This is a genomic window from Pseudomonas sp. NFX98 (genome assembly GCF_047784845.1).
Taxonomy (GTDB): Bacteria; Pseudomonadota; Gammaproteobacteria; order Pseudomonadales; family Pseudomonadaceae; genus Aquipseudomonas.
The window spans coordinates 30,927-55,645 of the sequence record NZ_JBLNNF010000020.1 but is presented as its reverse complement, the minus strand read 5'-3'; the positions used below and the strand labels follow the sequence as shown (position 1 = coordinate 55,645).

General features: G+C 59.6%; 23 protein-coding genes and 1 pseudogene. 9 read left to right on the top strand and 15 right to left on the bottom strand.

Features of this window, described 5'->3' with window-relative positions; genetic code table 11:
- Positions 1-136 precede the first annotated feature (136 nt).
- Together ACM110_RS24175 and ACM110_RS24170 are read left to right on the top strand one after the other, a co-directional pair.
- Complete coding sequence (locus ACM110_RS24175) at positions 137-871, top strand: DUF899 domain-containing protein (RefSeq protein ID WP_416129751.1); 735 nt, start codon at positions 137-139, stop codon at positions 869-871.
- A 189-nt stretch (positions 872-1,060) separates the two neighbouring features.
- Positions 1,061-1,336, top strand: coding sequence for a hypothetical protein (locus tag ACM110_RS24170; protein WP_416129750.1), 276 nt, complete (start codon positions 1,061-1,063; stop codon positions 1,334-1,336).
- A 63-nt stretch (positions 1,337-1,399) separates the two neighbouring features.
- On the opposite strand, the gene ACM110_RS24165 is transcribed toward ACM110_RS24170, so the two are convergent.
- Positions 1,400-2,740, bottom strand: a complete 1,341-nt coding sequence (locus ACM110_RS24165) for a DEAD/DEAH box helicase (RefSeq protein ID WP_416129749.1) — start codon at positions 2,738-2,740, stop codon at positions 1,400-1,402.
- Positions 2,741-2,932: 192 nt separating this feature from the next.
- On the opposite strand from ACM110_RS24165, the gene ACM110_RS24160 reads away from it, so the two are divergent.
- A complete protein-coding gene (locus ACM110_RS24160) occupies positions 2,933-4,231 on the top strand; it encodes a mechanosensitive ion channel family protein (RefSeq protein WP_416129748.1) in 1,299 nt (432 codons plus the stop codon).
- An 82-nt stretch (positions 4,232-4,313) separates the two neighbouring features.
- Here the strand turns inward: ACM110_RS24160 and ACM110_RS24155 are convergent, their stop codons facing one another.
- From ACM110_RS24155 to ACM110_RS24145, 3 genes are all read right to left on the bottom strand, one after another.
- Positions 4,314-5,180 (bottom strand): carboxylate/amino acid/amine transporter, encoded by an 867-nt coding sequence (locus ACM110_RS24155; protein WP_416129747.1) that lies wholly within the window; start codon positions 5,178-5,180, stop codon positions 4,314-4,316.
- A 342-nt stretch (positions 5,181-5,522) separates the two neighbouring features.
- Positions 5,523-6,122, bottom strand: coding sequence for an FMN-dependent NADH-azoreductase (locus ACM110_RS24150; protein ID WP_416129746.1), 600 nt, complete (start codon positions 6,120-6,122; stop codon positions 5,523-5,525).
- A gap of 150 nt (positions 6,123-6,272) precedes the next feature.
- Positions 6,273-6,602: a 3-phosphoglycerate kinase gene (locus tag ACM110_RS24145; RefSeq protein WP_416129745.1), complete on the bottom strand. Its 330-nt coding sequence runs from the start codon at positions 6,600-6,602 to the stop codon at positions 6,273-6,275.
- Positions 6,603-6,652: 50 nt separating this feature from the next.
- Between ACM110_RS24145 and ACM110_RS24140 the strand changes: the two genes are divergently transcribed.
- The 4 genes and pseudogenes from ACM110_RS24140 (at position 6,653) to ACM110_RS24125 (ending at position 10,883) form a co-directional block, all read left to right on the top strand.
- Positions 6,653-7,576 (top strand): LysR family transcriptional regulator, encoded by a 924-nt coding sequence (locus ACM110_RS24140; RefSeq protein ID WP_416129744.1) that lies wholly within the window; start codon positions 6,653-6,655, stop codon positions 7,574-7,576.
- 14 nt (positions 7,577-7,590) lie between these two features.
- A pseudogene (locus ACM110_RS24135) lies at positions 7,591-8,396 on the top strand (alpha/beta fold hydrolase).
- Between the two features lie 3 nt (positions 8,397-8,399).
- Complete coding sequence (locus ACM110_RS24130; protein ID WP_046816816.1) at positions 8,400-8,957, top strand: peptidylprolyl isomerase; 558 nt, start codon at positions 8,400-8,402, stop codon at positions 8,955-8,957.
- A gap of 93 nt (positions 8,958-9,050) precedes the next feature.
- Positions 9,051-10,883 (top strand): ABC transporter ATP-binding protein, encoded by a 1,833-nt coding sequence (locus ACM110_RS24125; RefSeq protein ID WP_416129743.1) that lies wholly within the window; start codon positions 9,051-9,053, stop codon positions 10,881-10,883.
- A gap of 84 nt (positions 10,884-10,967) precedes the next feature.
- On the opposite strand, the gene ACM110_RS24120 is transcribed toward ACM110_RS24125, so the two are convergent.
- Positions 10,968-12,092, bottom strand: a complete 1,125-nt coding sequence (locus ACM110_RS24120; protein WP_416129742.1) for a GNAT family N-acetyltransferase — start codon at positions 12,090-12,092, stop codon at positions 10,968-10,970.
- 282 nt (positions 12,093-12,374) lie between these two features.
- Here ACM110_RS24120 and ACM110_RS24115 point away from each other — a divergent pair, with 282 nt between their 5' ends.
- Positions 12,375-13,691 (top strand): putative porin, encoded by a 1,317-nt coding sequence (locus ACM110_RS24115; protein WP_338582459.1) that lies wholly within the window; start codon positions 12,375-12,377, stop codon positions 13,689-13,691.
- A gap of 138 nt (positions 13,692-13,829) precedes the next feature.
- Here ACM110_RS24115 and ACM110_RS24110 read toward each other — a convergent pair whose 3' ends face one another.
- From ACM110_RS24110 to ACM110_RS24065, 10 genes are all read right to left on the bottom strand, one after another.
- The gene (locus ACM110_RS24110) at positions 13,830-14,882 is read right to left on the bottom strand and encodes an AI-2E family transporter (RefSeq protein ID WP_416129741.1); all 1,053 of its coding nucleotides are present in this window, start codon (positions 14,880-14,882) and stop codon (positions 13,830-13,832) included.
- A gap of 69 nt (positions 14,883-14,951) precedes the next feature.
- Positions 14,952-15,758, bottom strand: coding sequence for a DUF4892 domain-containing protein (locus ACM110_RS24105; RefSeq protein ID WP_416129740.1), 807 nt, complete (start codon positions 15,756-15,758; stop codon positions 14,952-14,954).
- Positions 15,759-15,766: 8 nt separating this feature from the next.
- The gene (locus ACM110_RS24100; RefSeq protein ID WP_416129739.1) at positions 15,767-16,426 is read right to left on the bottom strand and encodes a glutathione S-transferase family protein; all 660 of its coding nucleotides are present in this window, start codon (positions 16,424-16,426) and stop codon (positions 15,767-15,769) included.
- A 50-nt stretch (positions 16,427-16,476) separates the two neighbouring features.
- On the bottom strand, positions 16,477-17,331 hold the full coding sequence (locus tag ACM110_RS24095) for an alpha/beta hydrolase (protein WP_416129738.1): 855 nt from the start codon (positions 17,329-17,331) through the stop codon (positions 16,477-16,479).
- The gene (locus ACM110_RS24090; protein WP_416129737.1) at positions 17,328-18,131 is read right to left on the bottom strand and encodes an alpha/beta fold hydrolase; all 804 of its coding nucleotides are present in this window, start codon (positions 18,129-18,131) and stop codon (positions 17,328-17,330) included. The genes ACM110_RS24095 and ACM110_RS24090 overlap by 4 nt, the downstream gene beginning before the upstream one ends.
- A gap of 113 nt (positions 18,132-18,244) precedes the next feature.
- On the bottom strand, positions 18,245-18,688 hold the full coding sequence (locus ACM110_RS24085; RefSeq protein ID WP_103397693.1) for a hotdog fold thioesterase: 444 nt from the start codon (positions 18,686-18,688) through the stop codon (positions 18,245-18,247).
- A gap of 32 nt (positions 18,689-18,720) precedes the next feature.
- Positions 18,721-20,376, bottom strand: coding sequence for an AMP-binding protein (locus ACM110_RS24080; RefSeq protein ID WP_416129736.1), 1,656 nt, complete (start codon positions 20,374-20,376; stop codon positions 18,721-18,723).
- Positions 20,377-20,544: 168 nt separating this feature from the next.
- Positions 20,545-21,000 carry a phosphohistidine phosphatase SixA gene (gene sixA, locus ACM110_RS24075; protein WP_416129735.1) on the bottom strand — a complete coding sequence of 152 codons (456 nt, stop codon included), beginning with the start codon at positions 20,998-21,000 and terminating at the stop codon, positions 20,545-20,547.
- On the bottom strand, positions 20,997-21,344 hold the full coding sequence (locus ACM110_RS24070; RefSeq protein ID WP_150704360.1) for a DUF4389 domain-containing protein: 348 nt from the start codon (positions 21,342-21,344) through the stop codon (positions 20,997-20,999). Before ACM110_RS24070 ends, sixA begins: the two co-directional genes overlap by 4 nt.
- A gap of 30 nt (positions 21,345-21,374) precedes the next feature.
- On the bottom strand, positions 21,375-22,400 hold the full coding sequence (locus ACM110_RS24065; protein ID WP_416129734.1) for an NAD(P)H-dependent glycerol-3-phosphate dehydrogenase: 1,026 nt from the start codon (positions 22,398-22,400) through the stop codon (positions 21,375-21,377).
- Positions 22,401-22,595: 195 nt separating this feature from the next.
- Here ACM110_RS24065 and ACM110_RS24060 point away from each other — a divergent pair, with 195 nt between their 5' ends.
- Entirely contained in the window at positions 22,596-24,719 is a 2,124-nt protein-coding gene (locus ACM110_RS24060) for a TonB-dependent receptor plug domain-containing protein (protein WP_416129733.1), read from the top strand.

Sequence of the window (24,719 nt, the reverse complement as noted above, 5' to 3'; positions counted from 1 at the left end):
AGGTTGTGACCGGCGTGGACTACAGCCGTTCAGCCCGGTTTTTTGCCACTACCGACCGGCGGTATGTCGAATTCCCGGCGAGCCAAACGACTAGGCTGTGTAAGTCACCTCCCAGCCCCACGCAGGAGAAATCACCATGAACATTCAGAATCATCCCGTCGTGTCCCGGGAAGAATGGCTCGCCGCCCGTAAACAGCACCTGGCGCACGAAAAAGCCTTCACCAAGGAACGAGACAAACTCAGCGCAGAACGCCGTGCCTTGCCCTGGGTGAAAATCGACAAGGACTACCACTTCCAGGGCCCCAACGGCGAACTGAAACTCGCCGACCTGTTTGGCGGCCGCAGCCAACTGGTCATCTACCACTTTATGTTTGCCGACGGCTGGGACGAAGGCTGCCCCGGTTGCTCGTTCCTCTCCGACCACATCGACGGCGCCAATCAGCACCTGGCACACCATGACGTGGCCGTGGTGGCGGTGTCCCACGCACCGTTCGCCGAGTTCCAGGCGTTCAAGCGGCGTATGGGCTGGAAGTTTGACTGGGTATCGTCAGAAGGCTGCGATTTCAACTACGACTTTGGCGTCTCGGCCCGAGCCGAAGATGTCGCCGCCGGCAAGGCAACCTACAACTACGAAAAAACCGACGGCTCCGAGGAGGAACTTCCCGGCCTGAGCGTATTTTATCGCAACGAGGGTGGCGAAATTTTTCACACCTATTCGACTTATGCCCGGGGCCTGGACATGTTGGTCGGCGCCTACAACTACCTCGATTTGACGCCCAAAGGCAGAAATGAAGAGGAAATCATGGAGTGGGTGAAACACCACGACAAGTACGATGACAAGACCTCGGCAAGTTGCTGTCACGGTGGGTAAGCCCCGCAAAATGCTTTTGTAGGAGTGAGCCTGCTCGCGATAACGAAATACCTTCAACATTGATGTCGGCTGACACGCCCTCATCGCGAGCAGGCTCACTCCTACATGGGCTGGCGGTGATTCTGAACTTTTCACGCCCTTCAGGCCTCAACCGGTTAACCCGCCTTAACCGGAACTGAGGCCTGACTCATGAAAACCCTGCTCAAGCTTACCCTCGCCGCCACGCTCGCCTGCGCCCTGCCCGCCTGGGCCTGCACCCCCGAGGAAGCCACCCAAAAACGCGAACAACTGGCCAAGGAAGTTACCAAACTCACCGAACAGAACCCGGCCAAGGCCAAAGAGATCAACGATGAGTTGCAGAAGATGGACCTGGGTACTGCCGCGAAAGATCTGCCAGACAAGTGCCAGTTGATCGATCAGCGTTTAAAAGAGTTGGGAACAGCAGAGAAGAAAACCGAGAGTTGAAAAACGCCGCCCATAAAAAAACCGGACATCTGTCCGGTTTTTTATGTCCACTGCCTAAAGCATTTACTCAGCAGCCGGTGCTTCCGGCTTGCGGCGCTTGAGCGGGGCCATGCCGTCCTTGCTCACCAGCGAATCGCTTTTCGGGCGATTGACGCTCTTGCGCTTGGTCGGGGTCTTGGCGGCGGTCTTTTTCTTGTCGCCCTTGGCGTCGGTCTTTTTCTTCTTCACACCGACAGCCTTGCCCGAGGCCTTGACCTTTTTCGGTCCGCCGTAGACGCCTTTGACTTCCTTGATGGTGCGGCGCTCGAAGCTCTGCTTGAGGTAGCGCTCGATGCTCGACATCAGGTTCCAGTCGCCGTGGCAGATCAGCGAGATGGCCAGGCCATCATTGCCGGCGCGGCCGGTACGACCGATGCGGTGCACGTACTCGTCGCCGCTGCGCGGCATGTCGAAGTTGATCACCAGGTCCAGGCCGTCCACGTCCAGGCCGCGAGCGGCGACGTCGGTCGCGACGAGGATTTTCACCCCACCCTGCTTCAGACGGTCGATCGCCAGTTTGCGATCCTTCTGGTCCTTGTCGCCGTGCAGCACGAACGCCTTGTATTCCTGCGCCACCAGACGACCGTAAATGCGATCAGCCATGGCCCGGGTGTTGGTGAACACGATGGCCTTCTGGTAAGTCTCGTTGGCCAGCAGCCAGTTCACAATCTGTTCTTTGTGCTGGTTGTGGTCAGCGGTGATGATTTGCTGACGGGTGGTTTCGTTCAGCTGGCTGACCGCGTTGAGTTGCAGGTGCTCAGGGTTGTTCAACACCTTGGCGACCATCTCGCGCAGGCCCGAACCACCGGTGGTGGCGGAGAACAGCATGGTCTGCTGACGGTTGGTGCACTCGTCCACCAGGCGCTGGACGTCTTCGGCAAAACCCATGTCGAGCATGCGGTCGGCTTCGTCGAGTACCAGCACTTCGACTTCTTTCAGGTCGAGGTTGCCGGCGTTCAGTTGCTCGATCATCCGGCCCGGCGTACCGATCAGGATGTCTGGCACCTTGCGCAGCATGGCGGCCTGGACCTTGAAGTCTTCGCCGCCAGTGATCAGGCCGGACTTGATGAAGGTGAACTGCGAAAAGCGTTCAACTTCTTTCAGCGTCTGCTGAGCCAACTCGCGGGTCGGCAGCAGGATCAGGGTCTTGATGCTGACGCGGATCTTGGCCGGGCCGATCAGGCGATTGAGGATCGGCAAAACGAATGCAGCGGTCTTGCCGCTACCGGTTTGCGCTGTCACCCGCAGATCACGCCCTTGGAGCGCCAGCGGAATGGCCGCTGCTTGCACAGGCGTTGGCTCGACAAATTTCAGCTCGGCCACGGCTTTGAGCAGGCGTTCGTTCAGGGCGAATTGGGAAAACACGGGTGCTACCTCGAAGAAATGCAAAAAAACAGCTGCATAGGGTACCGGTTTCGAGCGCCGAGGCCGAGTTTCTTTATGCAAACGACAGTAAACAGTGGCTTTTTTGTTGCCTGATTTGTCCCCGAACGTAATACAAAGCATCTTAAATGCTCTAATCGCCTCTCGCGTCTTACAGAAGAATCGTTTTTGACCATGGATATCAAACAGCTCTGGATCAACATCCTGGACCTTTGGGGTGCCCTCGATCAGCATCCGCTCGTGCACTCCAGCCTGTCGCTGTTGCTGCTGCTGGCGATTGCGCTGGTCCTCGGACGGGTGGCGCGCTATCTCATACTGCATGCGGCCAAGATGCTCGGCCGCCAGCCGGCGTTGCACTGGATCAACGACTTTCTGCAGAACAAGGTGTTTCATCGCCTGGCGCAGATAACCCCCTCGCTGGTGATCCAGTTCGGCCTCAACCTGGTGCCGGACCTGAGCAAAACCAGCCTGAATTTTCTCGGCAATGTCGCGCTGGCCTTCACCTTCCTGTTTCTGCTGCTGGCGGTCAGCGCCCTGCTCAATGCGTTGCTGGACATCTACGCCCGCACCGAACACGCCCGCACCCGCTCGATCAAAGGCTACGTGCAACTGACGAAAATGGTCTTGTACGTGTTTGGCGCGATCATCATTGTCGCCACGCTGATCGACCGTTCGCCGCTATTGCTGCTGTCGGGTCTGGGCGCCATGTCGGCGGTGATTCTGTTGGTCTACAAGGACACCCTGCTGTCGTTCGTCGCCAGCGTACAGTTGACCAGCAACGACATGCTGCGGGTTGGCGACTGGATCGAGATGCCGCAAGTCGGTGCCGATGGCGACGTGGTGGATATCACGCTGCATACAGTCAAGGTGCAGAATTTCGACAAGACCATCGTGTCGATCCCGACCTGGCGCCTGATGTCCGAGTCATTCAAGAACTGGCGCGGCATGCAGGCTTCCGGTGGTCGCCGGATCAAGCGCAGCCTGTTCATCGACGCCAGCGGCGTGCGTTTTCTGCGCGATGAAGAAGAGCTGAAGCTGTCGCAGGTTCATTTGCTGACCGACTACATGTCCCGCAAACAGGCCGAACTCAAGGCGTGGAACGAGGCCCAGGGTAATGTCGCGGCCATGTCGGCCAATCGCCGACGCATGACCAATCTCGGCACGTTCCGCGCCTATGCGCTGGCGTACTTGAAGAGCCACCCGGAAATCCAGCCGAACATGACCTGCATGGTTCGGCAGATGCAGACCACCGCACAGGGTATTCCGCTGGAAATCTATTGCTTCACCCGCACCACAGCGTGGGCTGATTACGAACGGATTCAAGGGGATATTTTCGATTACTTGCTGGCGGTGCTGCCGGAGTTTGGCTTGAGCCTGTACCAGCAGCCGAGTGGTACGGATTTACGGGCCGGGTTACTGCCGGCGGTGCTGGGTGCGAGCCATATTCCTGCGCCCGAAAAACACGTGATGTAACCCCGAAATTCCTCTGTAGGAGCTGCCGAAGGCTGCGATCCTTTGATTTTCAAGATCAAAAGATCGCAGGCTGCGCCAGCTCCTACACGATGCTCGTCTCTCGCCTGATGCCCAACCGACTGATCCACACCGCCGCCAGAATCACACTCCCGCCAAGGAATAACCGCCCCAGTTCCTCATGCTGATTCCAGATCAGCAGATTGATCAGCAACCCCACCGGCACATGCAAGTTGTTCATCACCGCCAGTGTCCCGCCATTGACCAGGCACGCGCCTTTGTTCCACCAGTACAGCCCCAACGCGGTCGAGACCAGGCCGAGGAAAAACAGAACGCCCCATTGCAGCGGCGCTTCGGGCAGGAAGTTTTGTTTGCCGAACAGCAGGAACGCCGGCAACGCCACTGCCAATGCGCCCAGATAGAAATAGCCGAACCGCCGATAATGCGGCAGGTCGCTCGGATGTCGCGCGACCAGATGCTTGTAGAGCACCTGCCCGGCGGCATAGGTGAAGTTGGCCAGTTGCAGCAGCAGGAACCCCATGAAAAAGTCGGGATTGATCCGGTCATAGCGAATCACTGCCGCGCCCACCACCGCCACCAATGCCGCGATCAAGGCCCAGGGATTGAAGCGACGGTTCAGCGCATCTTCGATCAGGGTCACGTGCAGCGGCGTCAGGATGGTGAACAACAGCACCTCCGGCACCGTCAGCACGCGAAAGCTCAGGTACAGGCAAACGTAGGTCACGCCGAACTGCAGCGCACCGATCAGCAACATGCCGCGCATGAACGCCGGCTCCACGGAACGCCAGCGCGTCAACGGAATGAACACCAGCCCCGCCAGCAGCACACGCACCAGCACCGCGAAGTAGCTGTCGACATGACCGGCCAGGTATTCGCCGATCAAACTGAAGGAAAACGCCTGGATCAGCGTGACAAAAAGTAGATAGCCCATGCTCGCCTCGTTTTGAATGGCGGCGACGATAGCGGGTTTTGCCCCTTATCGCTAACCATCGACCAACACAAAACCTTGTAGGAGCTGAGCTTGCTCGCGATGACGGAGTGTCAGTCAACATCAATGAAACTGATCCAGCGCCATCGCGAGCAAGCTCGGCTCCTACAGGTTCTGCGTTGTTCACAAAATCGCAGGCAAAAAAAAGCCCGATCTCGCTAAAGCGTTCAATCGGGCGGCAGCACTCAGGAGCAATAAGTGCAAAGGGAGGTTCGATGCGCGTACAGGCTTGAAGGGTTGCGCCAGGTCACTAGACCATCCGGTGATTATCTGGCGATTAACGGGTCAGGCCACTTGGGAAAGCTTGGCGTTCGCCTGGTTCAGGCCCTTCTCCTGGAAGTCGCCGCCCAGGTTCATGCCTTCGGCGTGAATGAACGTCACGTCGTGGATGCCGATGAAGCCCATGACCTGACGCAGGTACGGTTCCTGGTGATCCGCGGTGCTGCCGGCGTAGATCCCGCCGCGAGCCGTCAGCACGTAGGCGCGCTTGCCGCTGAGCAGACCTTGAGGACCGGTTTCGGTGTACTTGAAGGTCACGCCGGCACGCAGCACATGGTCGAGCCAGGCTTTGAGCGTGCTTGGAATCGCGAAGTTGTACATCGGCGCGGCCATCACCAGTGCGTCGGCAGCCAGTAGTTCATCAGTCAACTGATTGGAGCGCTCCAGGGAAAGCTGTTCGATGTCGCTGCGCTGCTCGGCAGGTTTCATCCAGCCGCCCAGCAAGTTGATGTCCAGGTGCGGCACCGGGTTGACGGCCAGGTCACGCACTGTGATTTGATCTTGCGGATGGGCGGCCTTCCACTGGTTGATGAAGGTCTGGGTCAGTTGACGGGAAACCGAGTCTTGCTGACGGGCACTGCTTTCGATGATCAGAACGCGGGACATGGGATGTAGGCTCCATCTGAGAATGCTGTAAGTCGATGGAGTGAAGGTTAAACCGTGTCATATCGATGAAAAAGCGCAAATAACTGCTATAACCGATCAAGAATTTCGTTTATAAGCGGAGCATGCCCGTCAGGTTTGCTCCGTTGGGTTTTATTTCGGGGTGCAGCTCAGCTCGATGCGCAGCTTGATGATGTTGCGGCTGAACTTGGCAGTGGTGGTTTTGTGTTTGCCGGCCGGAACATCGAGCTTGCGCGTGCGAGGTGCTTCCGGGCCGTTGCTGAAAATCGCTTTGCAGCTCGCATCGACATCGCCGTAGTTGGCCACACGAATGGAGCCGATATCGCTATCGGTGTCGAAGGTTTCGTAATCGATTTTCATACCGTTGAGGTCTTTTTTCACATCGATCGGGTAAGCCGACGCGGTAAGCGGCAACAGGGCCAGCAGGATGCAAGCCGACACCAAACTACACATTTTTTTCATTCAGCAGTCTCCAATAAGAACTGCGCAGCTTAGGACAACAGGAGCTCATCATGAAAGCGCCCCGCGTGACCCTTGATCAATGGCGAACGCTTCAGGCCGTGGTCGACCACGGTGGTTTCGCCCAGGCCGCCGAGGCGCTGCACCGCTCGCAATCGTCGGTCAGCTACACCGTGGCGCGCATGCAGGACCAACTCGGCGTGCCATTGCTGCGCATCGACGGCCGTAAAGCGGTGCTCACCGAAGCCGGTGGCGTGCTGCTGCGCCGGTCACGGCAATTGGTGAAACAGGCCAGTCAGCTGGAAGACCTGGCTCACCACATGGAACAAGGCTGGGAAGCCGAAGTGCGCCTGGTGGTCGACGCCGCTTACCCAAATGCCCGTCTCGTTCGCGCCCTGACCGCGTTCATGCCGCAAAGCCGTGGCTGCCGGGTGCGTCTGCGCGAAGAGGTGTTGTCGGGCGTGGAAGAAGTACTGCTCGAAGGCGTCGCCGACCTCGCTATCAGTGGTTTCAGCATTCCCGGTTACCTGGGGGCGGAATTGAGCGACGTCGAGTTTGTCGCCGTCGCTCACCCGGAACATCCCCTGCATCGCCTCAATCGCGAACTGAATTTCCAGGATCTGGAAAGCCAGCTGCAAGTGGTCATCCGCGACTCCGGGCGCCAGCAGCCACGGGACGTGGGCTGGCTCGGCGCCGAACAGCGCTGGACCGTCGGCAGCCTGGCCACCGCCGCGACTTTCGTCGGCAGCGGTCTGGGGTTCGCCTGGTTGCCAAGGCACATGATCGAACGGGAACTCAAGGAAGGCACGCTCAAGCTGCTACCTTTGGATCAGGGCGGCAGCCGTAACCCGAGTTTTTACCTGTATTCGAACAAGGACAAACCGCTCGGCCCGGCGACGCAGATTCTCGTCGAGTTGCTGCGCACCTTCGACACCGCACCGCTGGACGCACCGTTCGCCGCCCCTGAACAAGCCTGACACGGAGTGTATGCATGGCCTATTTCGAACACGAAGGTTGCAACCTGCACTATGAGGAATATGGCCACGGCGCGCCGTTGCTGCTGGTTCACGGCCTGGGTTCAAGCACCTTGGACTGGGAAAAACAGATCCCCGCGCTGGCTGCGCGCTATCGGGTAATCGTCCCTGATGTGCGCGGCCACGGCCGCTCCGACAAGCCCCGTGAGCGATACAGCATCGCCGGATTCAGCGCTGATCTGGTGGCGCTGATGGAGCATCTGAACCTTGGCCCGACACATTATGTGGGACTGTCCATGGGCGGCATGATCGGTTTTCAACTCGGCGTGGATCAGCCACAACTGCTTAAAAGCCTGTGCATCGTCAACAGCGCGCCGGAGGTCAAACTACGCAGCCGCGACGACTATTGGCAATGGTTCAAACGCTGGAGCCTGATGCGCGCGCTCAGCCTTCGCACCATCGGCAAAGCCCTGGGCGGCAAATTGTTTCCCAAACCCGAACAGGCAGAATTGCGACAAAAAATGGCCGAACGCTGGGCAAAAAACGACAAACATGCTTATCTCGCCAGCTTCGATGCCATTGTCGGTTGGGGTGTACAGGAACGACTTTCGAAGGTCACCTGTCCAACCCTCATCGTCAGCGCCGACCGTGACTACACACCGGTTTCGCTGAAGGAAAATTACGTAAGACTGCTGCCAAACGCGCGGCTGGAAGTGATCGCCGATTCGCGTCACGCCACCCCGCTGGACCAGCCCGATCAATTCAACCAGACACTGCTCGAGTTTCTCACCGCAGTCGACACCAACACACTCAGGATCACTGACCCATGCTGAAAAAAATCGCCCTCGCCGCTGGCTCCGTACTGTTTGCCGCTAACCTGATGGCGGCAACGCCTGCCAAGGCGCCGCATGTTCTGCTGGAAACCACCAATGGCCAGATCGAAATCGAACTGGACCCGGTCAAGGCCCCGATCAGCACCAAGAACTTCCTTGAGTACGTGGACAGCGGCTTCTACAACAACACGATTTTCCACCGCGTGATTCCGGGCTTCATGGTCCAGGGCGGCGGCTTCACTCAACAAATGCAGCAAAAAGAAACCAAGGCGCCGATCAAGAACGAGCACAAGAACGGTCTGGTCAACGTCCGTGGCACCTTGTCCATGGCCCGCACCTCGGTACCTGACTCGGCCACCAGCCAGTTCTTCATCAACGTCAAGGACAACGATTTCCTCGACCAGGGTGACGGCTACGCTGTGTTCGGCAAAGTGGTCAAAGGCATGGACGTGGTCGACATCATCGTCAATTCGCCAACCACCGTTCGCAGCGGCATGAAGGATGTACCGGCTGATCCGGTGTTCATCAAGTCGGCCAAGCGCATCGACTGAGACTAAGCTGGACAAGGATGTCCGGGCGGTTGCCGGTGCTGCCGGCAACGCTCAAACCGTTTAAAGGAGAGCCCGTGCGCGGGCGAGAAACCGATGCTTTATCGCCGTTTTGAAAAACTGATCGACATCTTCCGCGACGCCCCGACAGCCGCTCCACCGGACCGCGTCCTGCCCTTCTACACCTATTACCTCAAGCAGGTCTGGCCGAGTTTCGTCGCCCTGCTGATCGTCGGCCTGTTCGGCGCATTGATCGAAGTGGCGCTGTTCAGCTACCTGAGCCGCATCATCGACCTGGCCCAAGGCACCCCCAACGCCGATTTCTTCAAAGAGCACGGCATCGAACTGGCCTGGATGGTGGTGGTCGCGCTGATCCTGCGCCCGGTGTTCGTCGGCCTGCACGACCTGCTGGTGCACCAGACCCTGAGCCCGAGCATGACCAGCCTGATTCGCTGGCAAAACCACAGCTACGTGCTCAAGCAGAGCCTGAATTTTTTCCAGAACGACTTCGCCGGGCGCATTGCCCAACGCATCATGCAAACCGGCAACTCCCTGCGCGATTCCGCCGTGCAAGCGGTGGATGCGTTGTGGCATGTGTTGATCTACGCGATCAGTTCGCTGGTGCTGTTCGCCGAAGCCGACTGGCGCCTGATGATTCCGCTGCTGACCTGGATCGTCGCCTTCATCAGCGCCCTCTATTACTTCGTACCACGGGTCAAGGATCGTTCGGTTGTCGCCTCCGATGCACGCTCAAAACTCATGGGGCGGATCGTCGATGGCTACACCAACATCACCACCCTGAAGCTGTTCGCCCACACCAATTTTGAGCAGCAATACGCCCGCGAAGCGATCAAGGAACAAACCGAAAAAGCCCAACTGGCCGGCCGTGTCGTCACCAGCATGGACGTGGTCATCACCAGCATGAACGGCTTGCTGATCGTCGGCACCACCGGCCTGGCGCTGTGGTTGTGGACGCAATCGCTGATCAGCGTGGGCGCCATTGCGCTGGCCACCGGGCTGGTGATCCGCATCGTCAACATGTCCGGCTGGATCATGTGGGTGGTCACCGGCATCTTCGAAAACATCGGCATGGTGCAGGACGGTTTGCAGAGCATCTCGCAGCCGGTCAGCGTGACCGACCGCGACCAGGCCAAACCGTTGACCGTGGCCCGTGGCGAGGTGCGTTTCGAGAACGTGGACTTCCACTACGGCAAGCGCAGCGGGATCATCGGCGGGCTCAACTTGACGATAAAACCCGGTGAGAAGATCGGCTTGATCGGCCCGTCCGGCGCCGGCAAATCAACCTTGGTCAATCTGCTGCTGCGCCTCTACGACGTGGAAGGCGGGAAGATTCTCATCGACGGCCAGAACATTGCCGACGTCAGCCAGGAAAGCCTGCGCGAACGCATCGGCATGATCACCCAGGACACGTCCCTGCTGCATCGCTCGATCCGCGACAACCTGCTTTACGGCAAACCCGATGCCACCGATACCGAACTCTGGGAAGCGGTGCATAAGGCTCGGGCCGACGGATTCATTCCAACGCTTTCGGATGCTGAAGGTCGCGTCGGTTTCGATGCCCACGTCGGGGAGCGCGGGGTGAAACTTTCTGGTGGCCAGCGTCAGCGGATCGCCATCGCCCGGGTGTTGCTCAAGGATGCGCCGATCCTGATCATGGACGAGGCCACGTCGGCACTGGATTCGGAAGTCGAAGCGGCGATTCAGGAAAGCCTGGAAACCCTGATGCAGGGCAAAACCGTGATCGCCATCGCCCACCGACTCTCGACCATCGCCCGGATGGACCGGCTGGTGGTGCTGGAGAACGGCAAGATCGCCGAAACCGGTAGTCATGCCGAACTGTTGGCCCACGGCGGCTTGTACGCACGGTTGTGGCAGCATCAGACGGGTGGTTTTGTCGGGATCGATTGAACCGCGAAAATCAAAAGATCGCAGCCTTCGGCAGCTCTACAGGTGTTACCTCTGTAGGAGCTGCCGAAGGCTGCGATCTTTGCTTTATTGCTGGCGGTAGGGCAACACCGTCCGCGCTTCCTCGGCATACGCCAGCACACCCAGCCGTTCCTGCTGAAGGAAGTCCTTGACCGCCGCCTTCAACCCCGGATGGCGCAGGTAATGCCAGGAATGGGTGATCACTGGTTCGAACCCGCGAATCAACTTGTGCTCACCTTGGGCACCGGCATCGAAACGCTGGAAGCCGTTGGCAATCGCATAGTCCATCCCCTGGTAGAAACAGGTCTCGAAATGCAGGCGATCGAACTCGGCCAGACAGCCCCAATAACGCCCGTAGAAGCTGTCGCCCCCCACCAGGCTGAAGGCCATAGCCACTGGGCATGAGCCTTGTTTGGCCAAGACCACGCGAATCGATTGCGGCATGCGCTCGGCCAGCAGGCTGAAAAATTCGCGCGTCAGATAAGGCGTTTGCCTACGCACGGCGTACGTATTGGCGTAGCAGGCATAGACAAAATCCCACTGCGCCTCTGTCAGATCCCGCCCTTCCAGCCACTCGAACTCGAAGCCCTGACCCACCACCTGTTCGCGCTCCTTACGCATCTGTTTACGCTTGCGCGAACTCAGCACATCGAGGAAATCCTGAAAGTCGCGGTAGCCGCGATTTTGCCAGTGATACTGACAACCGATGCGTTGCAACCAGCCCGGTTGCTCGGCCAATGCGGCATCGGTGAACGGGTCGGTGAAGTTGATGTGGGCACTGGAGAGTTGTTCGATTTCCAGATAACCCGGCAGACTTTTCAGTAGCTCGAAACCATCCTCGACACTGGCTGCCAGCAGCCGCGGGCCGCTGACCGGACTGAACGGTACGGCGGTTAAAAGCTTGGGGTAGTAATCGATTCCGGCACGTTCGCAGGCATCGGCCCAGGCGTGGTCGAACACGTATTCGCCGTAGGAATGCCACTTGCGATAGCTGGGCAATGCGGCAATCAAACGATCCCCTTCGACGTGCAGCAAATGCTCGGGTTGCCAGCCGGAATGTGGCCCGACACTGCCGCTGTCTTCCAGTGCGCTCAGAAATGCGTGACTCAAAAACGGCTGATTCTCGGGCACCAGCGCATCCCACGTTTGCGGGGCGATTTCAGACAGACTTTGCAGGCGTTGCAACGGCATCACCATCCTCACTCTTCTTGGCGTGAAAGCCCCGCGAGTATCGCCGATCGCTCCCGGATGCACACGATCAATTCGACGACAGCGCTCTAACTCAATAGTTCGCGACGACTTTGTATCGTCACCGACATGCCATCACATTGCCACTGCACTGTCATAAACCGTCGCGATACTGGCGCCTGTTTTTAGAGCGTCGGGTTCTAACCCGGCCACTGTTTTCCGTCCATCACTGGTCGGTTGTGCCCTGGATGGCTCAGCCATCCACTCTCATCTTCGGAGATTGATATGCGTCTTGCTTCCACGAAAACTGCGGCGGCCCTGTGTGGTGGCCTGCTGCTGGCCATGAGTGTTCCAGCCAGCGCCGCAGTCGACGCCAAACTGCTCGACATGCTCAAAGCTAACGGCTCGATTACCAACGCGCAGTACAGCGAACTGCAAGCCGAGTTGGCCAGGGATCAGAAAGACCAGCAAATTGCCCGTCAGGCTCAACAAGAGACCAACGAGCAAATCGCCGCAACTGCGAAGAAAACCAACGAACTGAGCACCTTCGACCAGAAACTGGCGTGGGCTGCCAAGACCCAGTTCAAGGGCGACGTGCGCTTCCGTCAGGAAAATGTCCACAACGATGGCGTTTCGAACAACAAAGACCAGGATCGTCAGCGCATTCGTGCCCGCCTGGGTGCCTATACCGAAATCAACCCGCAGGTCGACACCGGTATCCGTATCGCCACCGGCAACAACGATGACCCGCGTTCCACCAACCAGAGCCTGGACAACTACTTCGACAAGAAGCAGATCTGGCTGGACCAGGGTTACGTCGACTACCACCCCGACGCCATCAAGAACCTGCACATCGTTGGCGGCAAGATGCCACAGCAATGGGTGAGCATGGGCGACGTGATCTGGGATAGCGACATCAGCCCTGAAGGTCTGTCCCTGTCGTACAAGTACCCGCTGAGCGGCAGCACCGAGCTGTTCGGTAGCGCCGGTCACTACACCCTCAAGGACAACGTTGACGGCGACGGCGTGCAGTTCAAGCACGACCTGCGTCTGTACGCTGGCCAGTTGGGCGCGCGCTTTGGCATCACCGACAACCTGAAACTGACCCTGGGCGGCAGCGTCTACGGTTATGACAACGACGACGACATCACCCCGGGCGGTACTTCCATTCCGGCCGCACTGGCCATCAACGGCAACAGCCCGAACGAACAATTCAAACTGTTCGAAGGCTTTGGTCAGCTCGACATCGGTGGCCTGCCATTGCCACTTTCGCTGTACGGTCAGTACGTCAACAACGACGATGCCAGCAACGATCAGGACACTGCCTGGCTGGCCGGTGTGAAGACCAAGGTCTACGGTTTTGCCATCGACTACAACTACCGCGACGTGCAGCGTAACTCCGTGGTTGGCGCTTTCACCGACTCCGACTTCGCCAACGGTTTCACCGGTTCGCGCGGCAGCAAGTTGAAAGTGAGCTACGAGCTGGACAAGAACTTCAACCTCGGCGCGACGTACTTCATGGCTAACTCTGACTACACCAACGCCACCCTCAAGGACTCCGACATCAACACCCTGCAACTGGATGCTGAAGCGAAGTTCTGATTCAGCCCGCTACACGCCCCGGACAAGGAAGCCCGGGACGCTTTTACAGCCTGGCTGTTGGTCTGACGGTCCCCATCATCCGTCCGCCGGATCAACGCGAGCCTGTTTTCCAGCTTTACCGCATGATCCCCTCTACATTCAGCGACGGTCTTCGACCCGCGCCTGACTCTTGCTCCAGTCGGTCAACAGGCTGTACGCCACCGCCAGTAACGTCGGACCGATGAACAGGCCGATGAAGCCGAACGCAATCAACCCGCCGAATACCCCAAGCAGCACGATGACCAACGGCAAGTTGCCGCCGCGACTGATCAGGTACGGTTTGAGCACGTTGTCGACGCCACTGATGATGAAGGTGCCCCAGATGCCGAGGAAGATCGCCATCCCGTACTCACCTTTCCAGGCCAGCCAGGCCGTGGCCGGAACCCACACCAGCGGCGGCCCCATGGGGATCAGGCTGAGCAGAAACGTCACGATGCCAAGTACCAACGCCCCCGGCACACCGGCAATCAGGAACCCGATCAGCGCCAGCACGGCCTGAGCCGCCGCCGTGCCGATCACCCCGTTCACCACTCGCTGCACCGTGCCCGCCACCAGTTCGATGTAGTACCCGGCACGCTTGCCGATCAGGCGCTCGAGCAAGCCATGGACAAACGCCGCCAGCCGTGGCCCGTCACGATAGAAAAAGAATACGAAGACGATGCTCAACGTCAGTTCGAGAATGCCGCCGCCAATCTGCGCACTGCGCGCCAGCAACCAGTTGCCGACCTGGCCGAAATAAGGCTTGAGCGACACCATCATCGCCGCACCCTGCTGATCGATGCTGTTCCAGATCCCCACCAGACGACCGCCCACCAATGGAATGCCACCCAGCCAGGCCGGTGCCTCCGGCAGGCCATCGACCTGCACATCCTTGATGAACGCGGTGGCATCACGTACATGGTCCGCCAGGTTGAACCCCAGCCACACCAGCGGCGCCGCCACCAACAGCATCCAGCCCATGGTCAACAGGGCTGCTGCCAGCGATTCGCGACCATTAAGCCAACGGGTCAGCAGGCGCATCAACGGCCAACTGGCGAACGCCAGCACCGCGCCCCAGAACAACGCCGACCAGAACGGCGCCATCACCCAAAAGCTCGCGCCAAACAGCACCAGGAGCAGGATCTGCACCAACAGCCGATCGTTATTGATCATCCAAGGTCTCGAAAAAATCAGTCGTCAAAAGAATAGGCGAACGCAACGCGCACGTTCGCCAGATACAGCCTAGCGCAACAGCTCGATGTGCAGGCCAGAGCCTTCGACGCTACCGGTTTCGATCCGCGCCGCACGCACACCCTGGTCGATCAACGCTTGACGCCAGGCTTCGGCATTCGGCCCGGAAACACTGACCCGCAACGTGGTATCCAGATTCAGACCACGGGATATCAAGCGCAGCCAGGTGTCATCCGGCGTCTCCGTCAATTTGGGAAAGTCGAGCTCGCCAGTGCTTTTGAGTTCGCGCAGCAAGGTCGCGGAGGTCGGCAGCAAATCGCCCAGCGGTGCGGCCGCCTCGAACTGTTCGACGTGCAGGTAGGCTTTGCGATTGCCGCGGGTGATGCTGTAAAGCGCCACCAGCGTGTTGTCTTTCGGTGCCGCCAGGCGCAACAGCAGGTACGCCTGCTCATTGTCGGAGCCGTAGAGTTTGGCGTTGCCGAACACTTCGTTGGCCCACAGGCTGCTTTCGCCACAATCCCGGGCCTGGCACCAGAACAGCAATTGCGCGTCCTGCTTTTGCAAGGCTTCGCGGGCAGCGGTGAACGCTTGGGTCGCCGAATGCTCCGGCGGCAGTTCGTACGTCACAGACGTTGCAGTGCCACGCGCACTGACCTGGCCATCGAAGCGCAGCTGACCGCTGATCTTGCGGATCGAACCGAGCGGATAAATCCGCTCAAGATCGACCGCCGGGCGATAGTCGACGATCTGCGCATCGACCATGCGCGGCACGATCGGCAGGTCCTGGCTGCCTGGAACATCAGCGGCGAACAACAAGGGACTGAAACTGCACAGCGCCAGCAGACTGAGGGATCGCATCGATAGACTCATCGGATCAGCATGGCCTGGGCACCCTTGATGACACTGGCTTCATCGGCGCGTTGCGGCACCAGTAAACCACGCTGCACAGCGGGCCGGGCCTCGATGGTCGCCATCCAGCGTTGCAACGCCGTCAAGCCGTCCACCGAGACACCGGACCACTCATATCCACGTACCCACGGGAAGGTCGCGATGTCGGCGATGCTGTACTCGCCGGCAAGAAACTCGACGGTTTGCAGACGCGTGTCCAGTACTTCGTAGAGGCGGCGGGTTTCATGCTGATAGCGGTCGATGGCGCCCTGGAGTTTTTCCGGAAAATAACGGAAAAACACGTTGGCCTGGCCCTGCATCGGGCCTATTCCGCCCATCTGGAACATCAACCACTGCAAGACCACCGAACGCCCCTTGGGGTCGGTTGGCATCAACTTGCCGGTCATTTCAGCGAGATAAATCAGGATGGCGCCGGACTCGAACACGGCGAAATCGCCGTTGGCGCGATCAACAATCGCCGGAATCCGGCCATTGGGGTTGATCTTGAGGAAGTCCTCGGACTTCTGTTCCTTATTGTCGAAACTCAAGGCATGCACCGTGTAGGGCAGGCCGAGTTCCTCGAGCACGATAGAGACCTTGTGGCCATTCGGGGTCGCAGCGGTGTACAGATCTATCATGGTTGTCTCCCATTTCAACCCGCCCAGCCTCGACAGTTGCCCGGTGCAAGTCAAGGAATGGCGAAAAACCGATTGAAACAGTCTGCGACAAGGTCGGCACCGGGCTCGTCATTCAGGTGCAAATGATGGCCGCCTGGCAGCTGTTCACGGCTAAAGGGTAGACGCTCCAGCAATTCAGGATGTTTGGCGAGCATGCCGTCGGCGGCAACCACCAGTTTTGCCGGACAACTGATGCGTTGGACGAAAGCCATCGCCTGTTCGGTGGTAAGACGCAGCGGCGATGGCAGTGTCAGGCGATTGTCGGTGCGCCAGGTGTAACCGCCCGGCACCGGCATCAAGCCTCGCTGGGCCAGCAGTTCGGCGGCTTCGCGACTGACTGCCACCAAGCCTTTCATGCGCGCTTCGATGGCCCGGTCGAGGGTGTCGTAGACCGGTTTGCGTTTTTCCCGCAGATCCAGCTGTGCCTGAAGGGCCATGCCCATTCGCTCGGCAGCATTTTCGCCTTTGTCTGTAGGAGGAATCACACCGTCGATCAACGCCAGATGGGTGACACGCTCCGGCAGCGAGCCCGCGATGATCAGCGAAGCGATCGCGCCCATGGAGTGCCCCAACAGCGCAAATCGCTGCAAGCCAAGCTGTTCGGCGACTTGCAGCACATCGTGAGCATAGTCCCACATCGCGTAGCCCGCGCCGGGCGGGCGATGCCCGGAATGACCGTGCCCGGCCATGTCCAGCGCAATGATGCGCAAACCTTTGAGCTTCGGCGCCAGCCGGGCGAAGCTGTTGGCGTTGTCGAGCCAGCCATGCAGGGCAATCACCGGCAAACCGTCTTCGGGACCAAACAGATGCGCGGCCAACTCAATGTGCGGCAGGCTCAGGCGTACTTCTTCGACGACGTTGCTCATGCGCAATCCTGTTGACGACCGTCCCAGCGGCTGAACAGGTTTTTCAGCATTGCGGCAGTGTCCTGCGGACGTTCGAGGGGAAACATGTGGCCACCGGGCATGGTCAGGACTTCACCCTGCGGCAGGCGTCCGACCGAACTGACGTGATGGCGCATCACCACCCGGCTTTTGTGCCCGCGCACCACCGCCAGCGGCACTTTCAGCTGCCGTGTGCTGCCAGGGCTGGTGTGTGGCACTCCACGGAAGATGCTGATTTCCGTCGCAGGGTCGAAACGCAGGCGCAGTTTGTTACCGACCTTGTGCAAACCGTGCTGTAGATAGGCGTCAAAACATTCGGCGTCGAAACCGCGAAACAGGGTTTTGCCGGCAAAATAGTGGCGGGCGCTTTCGAGATCGGCGAACTCTTCCCGCCGTCCCAAGGTGCGGCCAGCAGGCGTCAACCTATCGATGAAACCGAAACGCTTGGCTGCGCGGATCACCCATTGATCGGTGCGGGTCAGCACCGGCGAATCGAGCATGACCACCCCACGATACAGCTCGGGGCAACGCAATGCTGCGTGCAGGTGCAAGACGCCGCCGAAGGAATGGCCGACGCCCCACACCGGTTCAGGTTGCTGCCGGAGATGATGGATCAGCTCGTCCACCAGGTTGTGCCAGTTGTCGTCCGCCGGGAAACGCGGGTCATGAGCGTGTTGCTCCAGATGCGTCACCTGATACTCGGGCGCCAGCGCCGCGAACAATTTGCCGTAGGTGCCCGAAGGGAAACCATTGGCGTGGGCGAAAAATATCTGTTGCGACATACCGGCAAATCCATGAGCGAGAACAGGCGTTGATTGTCCGTAAGACCGCGTCCTACAGCAATGACCGTAAACGACAGGAATGATGACAGTCCGGTCAAAGCTATGGATCGCCGTCAACGTGCCGGCGGCTTCTCACCCAGCGGCACCACCGCCATGGTCAGCCGCGATACGCAACTGGCCTTGCCTTCATCGCTGGTCAGGCGGATGTCCCAGACATGGGTGGTGCGCCCGATGTGAATCGGCTTGGCCACGGCCGTCACCCGGCCGCTGCGCAGGCCGCGCAAGTGGTTGGCGTTGATTTCCAGCCCCACGCAGTAAAACTTGCTGGCATCGATGCACAGGTAACTGGCCATGGAGCCGACGCTTTCGGCCAGCACCACCGACGCACCGCCATGCAGCAAGCCGTAAGGCTGATGAGTGCGGTGATCGATGACCATGCTCGCGGTCAGGGATTCTTCATCGAAAGCTTCGAAGCGAATATCCAGCACTTCGCCGATGGTGTTTTTCTGGATTGCGTTCAACTGCTCGATGTTAGGAGTGGTGCGCCACAGACTCATCGCAGATTTCCCTTGTTGGTTTTATTCGTGCCTCAATCCTGCCACAGCACCGCTTCGTTGCGCTCGCTCCATTCTTCGAAGCGGGCGCCGTAAGCCGCTTCGATCACGTTGCGCTTGATCTTCAGGGTTGGCGTGAGGAAGCCGTTTTCCACGGCCCAGCTGTCCTTGACCACCACCAGACGCCGCAGCCGCTCGTGCTTGTCGAGGGCGTTATTGACCTCCTCCAGCAGCTTTTCCAGGCTGGAATGCAACCCCGCCCGCGCCTCTTGTTGCCCGACGGCAGACAGTACGCACAAGCCCAGCGGCGCACTCAAGCCATCGCCGACCACGCACACCTGTTCGATACGCGAATGCACCGCCAGGCGATTTTCAATCGGCGCCGGCGCCACATATTTTCCTTTGCTGGTCTTGAAGATTTCCTTCAGGCGCCCGGTCAGGCGCAGGTTGCCTTCGGCGTCTTCTTCGCCCTTGTCGCCGGTGCGCAGGAAACCGTCCTCGGTGATGGTGTCAGCGGTTTTCTGCGGTTCCTTGAAATAGCCGAGCATGGTCGCGCCGCTGCGCACCATGACCTCGCCCGTCTCATCGATGCGGACCTCGACTTCCGGGCAAGGCTTGCCGATCCACCCGGGTTTGTTCTGCCCCGGCAGGCAAATGTGCGAATAACCGCAACTTTCGGTCATGCCGTAGACCTCCAGCACATCCAGCCCGAGCTTGCGATACCACAGCAGCAAGCTCAGCGGCACCGGCGCGGCACCGGACAGCGCCACGCGCAGGGCATCGAGCCCCAGCCCGGCGAGGACTTTTTGCCCGACCCGCTTGCCGATGATCGGCAGGCCCAGCAGGAAGTCGAGGCGTTTTGCCGGGATCTTGCCGTACACGCCCATCTGGAACTTGGTCCAGATACGCGGCACGCCAAACAGCGCGGTCGGCCGGGCCCGCCGCAGATCGGCCAGGAAGGTGTCGAGGCTTTCGGCAAAGAACACGGTTTGCCCGGTATAGATCGACGCCAGTTCAACGAACATCCGTTCCGCCACATGACACAGCGGCAGATACGACAGCAGTCGATCCGACTCATTGAGACCGAACAACTGCGTGCCGCGCGTGGTGGCGAAACCCAGATTGCCGAAGCTGTGCATCACGCCTTTGGGCATGCCGGTGGTGCCGGAGGTGTAGATGATGGTCGCCAGTTGATCGGCGCCGGGTTTGGGGTCGTCCTGGATCGGCGAACTGCGTTGCAGATCGTCCCAACTGAAATTGAAGGTGCCCGGCGGATGCAGTGGCAGGCTGATGGTCGGCAGATCGGGATTGACTCCGCGAGACATGCCGGGCCAATCGTCCAGCTTGCCGATAAAGGCCAGCGCCGCTTCCGAGTGCTCCAGCACCTGGGCCACGGATTCGGCCGTGAGATTGGGGTAGAGCGGCACCGAAACATGCCCGGCCATCCAGATCGCCAGGTCGGCGATGATCCAGTGCGCGCAGTTTTTCGAGATGAGGGCGATGTGACTGCCTTGGGGCAACTCCCGCGCCCGCAACCAATGCGCGGCGCAGCGAGCCTGATGACCGACGTCGGCCCAGGTCAGGGTCTCGACTTGCCCACCGCCGATGGGCTGAACCAAAAAGCGCTGTCGCGGATGGCGGGCCTCACGCTCGTAGAAAACGTCCAGCGGCAAACGAAAAGCGGCAGACATGCGACTCGCTCCTTTGGTTTTGGTCTGGAGCAAGCGTAGCTAACCAAGCAAGTGCTTGGTTGAAATTTTGTAAGAAAAAAACAGATCAAAAGATCGCAGCATTCGGCAGCTCCTACAGGGTGCACACCATCCCGATGTAGGAGCTGCCGAAGGCTGCGATCTTTGCTTTTATGGGTGCTTGATACTGTCGAGCTTCATTGACCCGACCAGCAGTTCATCTCCCTTGAGCTCCGCCAGCCCGGCCGTGCTGACCCTCTCCGGTGGATGCCCGGCGCCATGTTGCAGGTAGCTCAGCAGATTCCCCACCAGCGGGTTGTGGCTGACCAGCAGAACATCGCTCACCGCCACCATCTGCTCGGCTACCTTGTCCGGTTCGGTGTCCGGAGTCAGCCATTCAACGGTGCGGATTTCCGGTTTGAAACCCAATGCCTCGTGCACCAGCTGCGCGGTTTGCTGCGCTCGCAGGTACGGACTTGCATAAATCGCCGTCAGCGGCTGCCCAATCAAAAACGCGGCGCTGCGCAGCACTTCTTCACGACCGTGGTCCGTCAGTTCCCGCTCCGAATCGCTGGAGCGGGAGCCGTGTGGCACCGCTTCACCATGACGCAATACCCAGATTTTCATAGCTTGGGTTCCTCATCTCGGGCCGGATGAGGCGCTGGCGCCACGACGTGCGGCGCTTCACCTTCCGGCGTACGCGGCGTTGGCCAATCGGCAAACGGCCAAGGTTTCTGGTCGCTGTGAAAACTGCCGAAACGACCGATCTGCGCCAGAAACTGACTCAGACTGTCGCCGAAGTTCATCAGGCTGGCGCTCGGAGCGCCATAAATCAAACGATAGATCAACTGCACCAGCACCACGGCGCCCAGGATGAATTGCGCCACTTGCCAGACCAGCACAAAGACGATCATCCACAGCACTCGCAGCAAAATGGATTCGTACTTGGCTTCTACTTTCTGATCGTTCATGTCTCGCTCCGTTCCGGTTAAGTAGTGGGCTCAGTTGAAACCGCTGGTGGAAATAAAGTCGACGTCGGTCTTCGGCTCGCCGCGCATCAGCAGGCCGATCACCTGTTCAAGCGTGCGCCCTTCAAACAGGATCGCGTGCAGCCCGGCGACCAGCGGCATGTACACGCCGACCTCTTGGGATTTGGCTTTGAGTACCTTGAGAGTGTTCACGCCTTCGGCCACTTCGCCCAGACGATTGACCGCCTCTTCCAGGCTCAAGCCCTGGCCGAGGGCAAACCCGACCTGATAGTTGCGACTTTTCGGCGAAGAGCAGGTCACGATCAAATCGCCCACGCCCGCCAGGCCCAGAAAGGTCATCGGGTTGGCGCCCTGATTCACCGCAAAGCGGGTCATCTCCGCCAGCGCCCGGGTGATCAGCATGCTCTTGGTGTTCTCGCCCATGTCCAGCGCCACCGCCATGCCGGCAATGATCGCGTAGACATTTTTCAACGCCCCGCCCAGTTCCACGCCGAAACGGTCGGCGCTGGCATAAACGCGAAAGGTGCGGCCATGCAGAACCGCCTGGACACGCTCGCAGAGTTCTTCGTCTTCACTGGCGACCACCGTGGCGGTCAGCGCGTGTTCGGCGATCTCACGGGCCAGGTTCGGCCCGGACAGCACGCCGATGCGCGCTTGCGGGGCGATCTCTTCAAGGATCTGGCTCATCAGTTTGAAGGTCTGGGCTTCGATGCCCTTGGTCAGGCTCACCAGCATTTTGCCGCGCAGCAATTCGGCGTGCGGGGCCAACACTGAACGCAACGCGCTGGACGGCAGCGCGACGAAACTCAGGTCGCAGGCTTCCAGGGTCGCTTGCAGGTCGGTGACCGGGGTTACGCCGGGCAGAATCTTGATGCCTTTGAGGTAACGCGGGTTTTCGCGATTGACCCGAATGGCCTCGGCCTGTTCGGGATCACGCATCCACTGCAGGACCTGATGGCCGTTCTCGGCCAGCAGATTTGCCACGGCGGTACCAAAACTTCCGCCTCCCAGGACCGCAATCGGGCGCTGTTCAGTCATATGCAATCCGTTAATCCATACCAGTGGCGATGTCGGCATTATACGGAGCGCCCCAGTCGCGGCCAGCCCCCGCGTCAATTACCCGCGCAGATGGAAACAAGTCCGATAAAACCGCGGAAAATGCTGACATCGTGACTGGAAAAGTCATCGGGCTCGGTTAACATGCGCGCCAACAATAATTAACAAGGATGTGTTGTGTCGCTGGGCTCTCCATCTCCCCACTCGCCGTTGGTGCTGGCGCTGGTTTTCAGCTCGCCATTGCTGGCTGACGATTTGTTCCTCGACAGCGATCCGCTGCCGCAAGTGCTCACGGCCACGCGCCTGAAGCAGTCGCCGGCCGCCGTGCCGGGGAGCATGACGGTGATCGACAATGCGCTGATCACCGCCAGCGGCGCGCGGGACATCAGTGAAGTGCTGCGGCTGGTGCCGGGCATGATGGTCGGCAACATCAGCGGCAATCAGGCCACCGTGAACTACCACGGCACCAGCGCCGGCGAAGCGCGACGCATGCAGGTATTGATCGACGGTCGCTCGGTGTACCGCGCGGGCCTGGCCACGGTGGACTGGAGCGACATCCCGGTGGCCATGGAAGACATCGAGCGCATCGAGGTTTTTCGTGGTCCGAACACCGTCAGCTATGGCGCCAACGCGCTGATGGCGGTGGTCAACATCATCACCCGCAACCCGGCCGACAGCCACGGCACGCGGATGAAAGTCACCCGCGGCCAGCGTGGTATCAACGACTTCTATGCCAGCCAGGGCGTGGGCTGGGAGGATGGCGACTTTCGTTTGTCGCTCTCCGGTCAGCAGGACGATGGCTTCGACAGCGATCGTCGGGGCGCCGATTATCACGACAGTCGCCGCTTGAATCGCTTCAACCTGGCGGTCAGCCAGACGCTCAACGAGCAACAAAGCATCGATTGGCAATTGAACGCCAAAGAAGGCAGCAACCAGCGCCCCTATACCTACCGCCCCGTGTTCTCGGGGATTACCCGCGCCGGGGACGACTCCGACGTCACGGCCAAGGACTACGCCGGCTCGCTGCGCTGGAATCTCGACATCAATCCCGATCACAGCCTGTATATCCAGGGTTCGGCCCAGCACTGGGATCGCCAGCAAACCTGGCGCGCCTGTGATGCCGAGGTGTCGTTCAGCCCGCAACTGACCGAACTCTGGCAACTCAACCCGAACTACACCGAGCGCCTGGCCCGTAACATCACGCGCTTCACCGGTCCCGGTGCACCGGCAGGTACGCCTGCCGAGCAGGTACTGGCCAATCAGGTCCTCGATCAATGGCGCAACGGCGCCAGTCAGACCGTTTGCGGCGACATCGACCAAAGCGCCCGGGAAACGCGCTACGATCTTGAGTTGCAGGACACCCTGAGCCTGTCTGATAGCCTGCGGCTGGTCAGCGGCGTGAACTATCGTTACGACCGGGCAGATTCCGAGACCTACTTCAATGGCACCCTCGATGACACGACGTGGCGGGCCTTCGGCCAACTTGAGTGGCGCGCCAGTGAACACTGGTTGTTGCAGGGCGGCGCGATGTTCGAAGACACGCGGTTGATCGGCAGTTCGCTGACCCCGCGGGTGGCGGTCAATTACCTGATCAACCCGCGCCATGGGTTGCGTGCGGTGTATTCCGAAGCCATTCGCTCACCGGACATGTTCGAGAACAGTGTCAATTGGAGTTACCGCGTCACCAACATCCAGCCCGGGGCCTACGGCCAGTCCAGCGCCCGTTACTTCGTCAGGACACGCGGCCCCGGCGACCTCGATCAGGAACACATGCGCTCCCGGGAACTGGGCTACAACGGCTACTTTGCCGACTGGGGGCTGGCGGTCGATGTGAAGCTGTTCTACGACGAAATCACCGGCATGATCAGCGAGCCGCTACGCAATAACCAATACATTGCCAGCAACTCCAACACGGCACGTTTTTCGGGAACCGAAACCCAACTCGACTGGAGAGTCGACACTGCCGACCGACTGCGCCTGACCTACGCCTACGTCGATTCCGATGCGAGCAACCCGCAGGATGCGCTACAGACCGCACGCAACAGCGGTTCCGTCGGCTGGCTGCGCGATTGGGGCCAGGGCTGGAACAGCGCACTCTTCTACTATGGCGACGATGCGCTAAACGGCTACCGCTTCGAGCGGGTCGACACGCGCATCGCCAGGCAGATTCGCCTCGGCAAAGCCAATCTGGAACTGGCCGGCGTGCTCCAGCAACGCCTCGACAATCAACCCACCACTTTCGTCGACAACAACTACGACGAACGCCGAGTGCTGTATTTCAGCGCGGAGCTGGCGTTTTAA

What these genes read in the sequence shown, in the direction of transcription:
- ACM110_RS24140 (WP_416129744.1), top strand. Translation starts at nt 6,653, where the DNA reads ATGAAAGCGCCCCGCGTGACCCTTGATCAATGGCGAACGCTTCAGGCC.
- ACM110_RS24150 (WP_416129746.1), bottom strand. Translation starts at nt 6,122, where the DNA reads ATGTCCCGCGTTCTGATCATCGAAAGCAGTGCCCGTCAGCAAGACTCG.
- ACM110_RS24100 (WP_416129739.1), bottom strand. Translation starts at nt 16,426, where the DNA reads ATGATAGATCTGTACACCGCTGCGACCCCGAATGGCCACAAGGTCTCT.
- ACM110_RS24110 (WP_416129741.1), bottom strand. Translation starts at nt 14,882, where the DNA reads ATGATCAATAACGATCGGCTGTTGGTGCAGATCCTGCTCCTGGTGCTG.
- ACM110_RS24065 (WP_416129734.1), bottom strand. Translation starts at nt 22,400, where the DNA reads ATGACTGAACAGCGCCCGATTGCGGTCCTGGGAGGCGGAAGTTTTGGT.
- ACM110_RS24160 (WP_416129748.1), top strand. Translation starts at nt 2,933, where the DNA reads ATGGATATCAAACAGCTCTGGATCAACATCCTGGACCTTTGGGGTGCC.
- ACM110_RS24115 (WP_338582459.1), top strand. Translation starts at nt 12,375, where the DNA reads ATGCGTCTTGCTTCCACGAAAACTGCGGCGGCCCTGTGTGGTGGCCTG.
- ACM110_RS24170 (WP_416129750.1), top strand. Translation starts at nt 1,061, where the DNA reads ATGAAAACCCTGCTCAAGCTTACCCTCGCCGCCACGCTCGCCTGCGCC.
- ACM110_RS24155 (WP_416129747.1), bottom strand. Translation starts at nt 5,180, where the DNA reads ATGGGCTATCTACTTTTTGTCACGCTGATCCAGGCGTTTTCCTTCAGT.
- ACM110_RS24120 (WP_416129742.1), bottom strand. Translation starts at nt 12,092, where the DNA reads ATGCCGTTGCAACGCCTGCAAAGTCTGTCTGAAATCGCCCCGCAAACG.
- ACM110_RS24070 (WP_150704360.1), bottom strand. Translation starts at nt 21,344, where the DNA reads ATGAACGATCAGAAAGTAGAAGCCAAGTACGAATCCATTTTGCTGCGA.
- sixA (WP_416129735.1), bottom strand. Translation starts at nt 21,000, where the DNA reads ATGAAAATCTGGGTATTGCGTCATGGTGAAGCGGTGCCACACGGCTCC.
- ACM110_RS24090 (WP_416129737.1), bottom strand. Translation starts at nt 18,131, where the DNA reads ATGTCGCAACAGATATTTTTCGCCCACGCCAATGGTTTCCCTTCGGGC.
- ACM110_RS24105 (WP_416129740.1), bottom strand. Translation starts at nt 15,758, where the DNA reads ATGCGATCCCTCAGTCTGCTGGCGCTGTGCAGTTTCAGTCCCTTGTTG.
- ACM110_RS24175 (WP_416129751.1), top strand. Translation starts at nt 137, where the DNA reads ATGAACATTCAGAATCATCCCGTCGTGTCCCGGGAAGAATGGCTCGCC.
- ACM110_RS24080 (WP_416129736.1), bottom strand. Translation starts at nt 20,376, where the DNA reads ATGTCTGCCGCTTTTCGTTTGCCGCTGGACGTTTTCTACGAGCGTGAG.
- ACM110_RS24085 (WP_103397693.1), bottom strand. Translation starts at nt 18,688, where the DNA reads ATGAGTCTGTGGCGCACCACTCCTAACATCGAGCAGTTGAACGCAATC.
- ACM110_RS24095 (WP_416129738.1), bottom strand. Translation starts at nt 17,331, where the DNA reads ATGAGCAACGTCGTCGAAGAAGTACGCCTGAGCCTGCCGCACATTGAG.
- ACM110_RS24130 (WP_046816816.1), top strand. Translation starts at nt 8,400, where the DNA reads ATGCTGAAAAAAATCGCCCTCGCCGCTGGCTCCGTACTGTTTGCCGCT.
- ACM110_RS24145 (WP_416129745.1), bottom strand. Translation starts at nt 6,602, where the DNA reads ATGAAAAAAATGTGTAGTTTGGTGTCGGCTTGCATCCTGCTGGCCCTG.
- ACM110_RS24125 (WP_416129743.1), top strand. Translation starts at nt 9,051, where the DNA reads ATGCTTTATCGCCGTTTTGAAAAACTGATCGACATCTTCCGCGACGCC.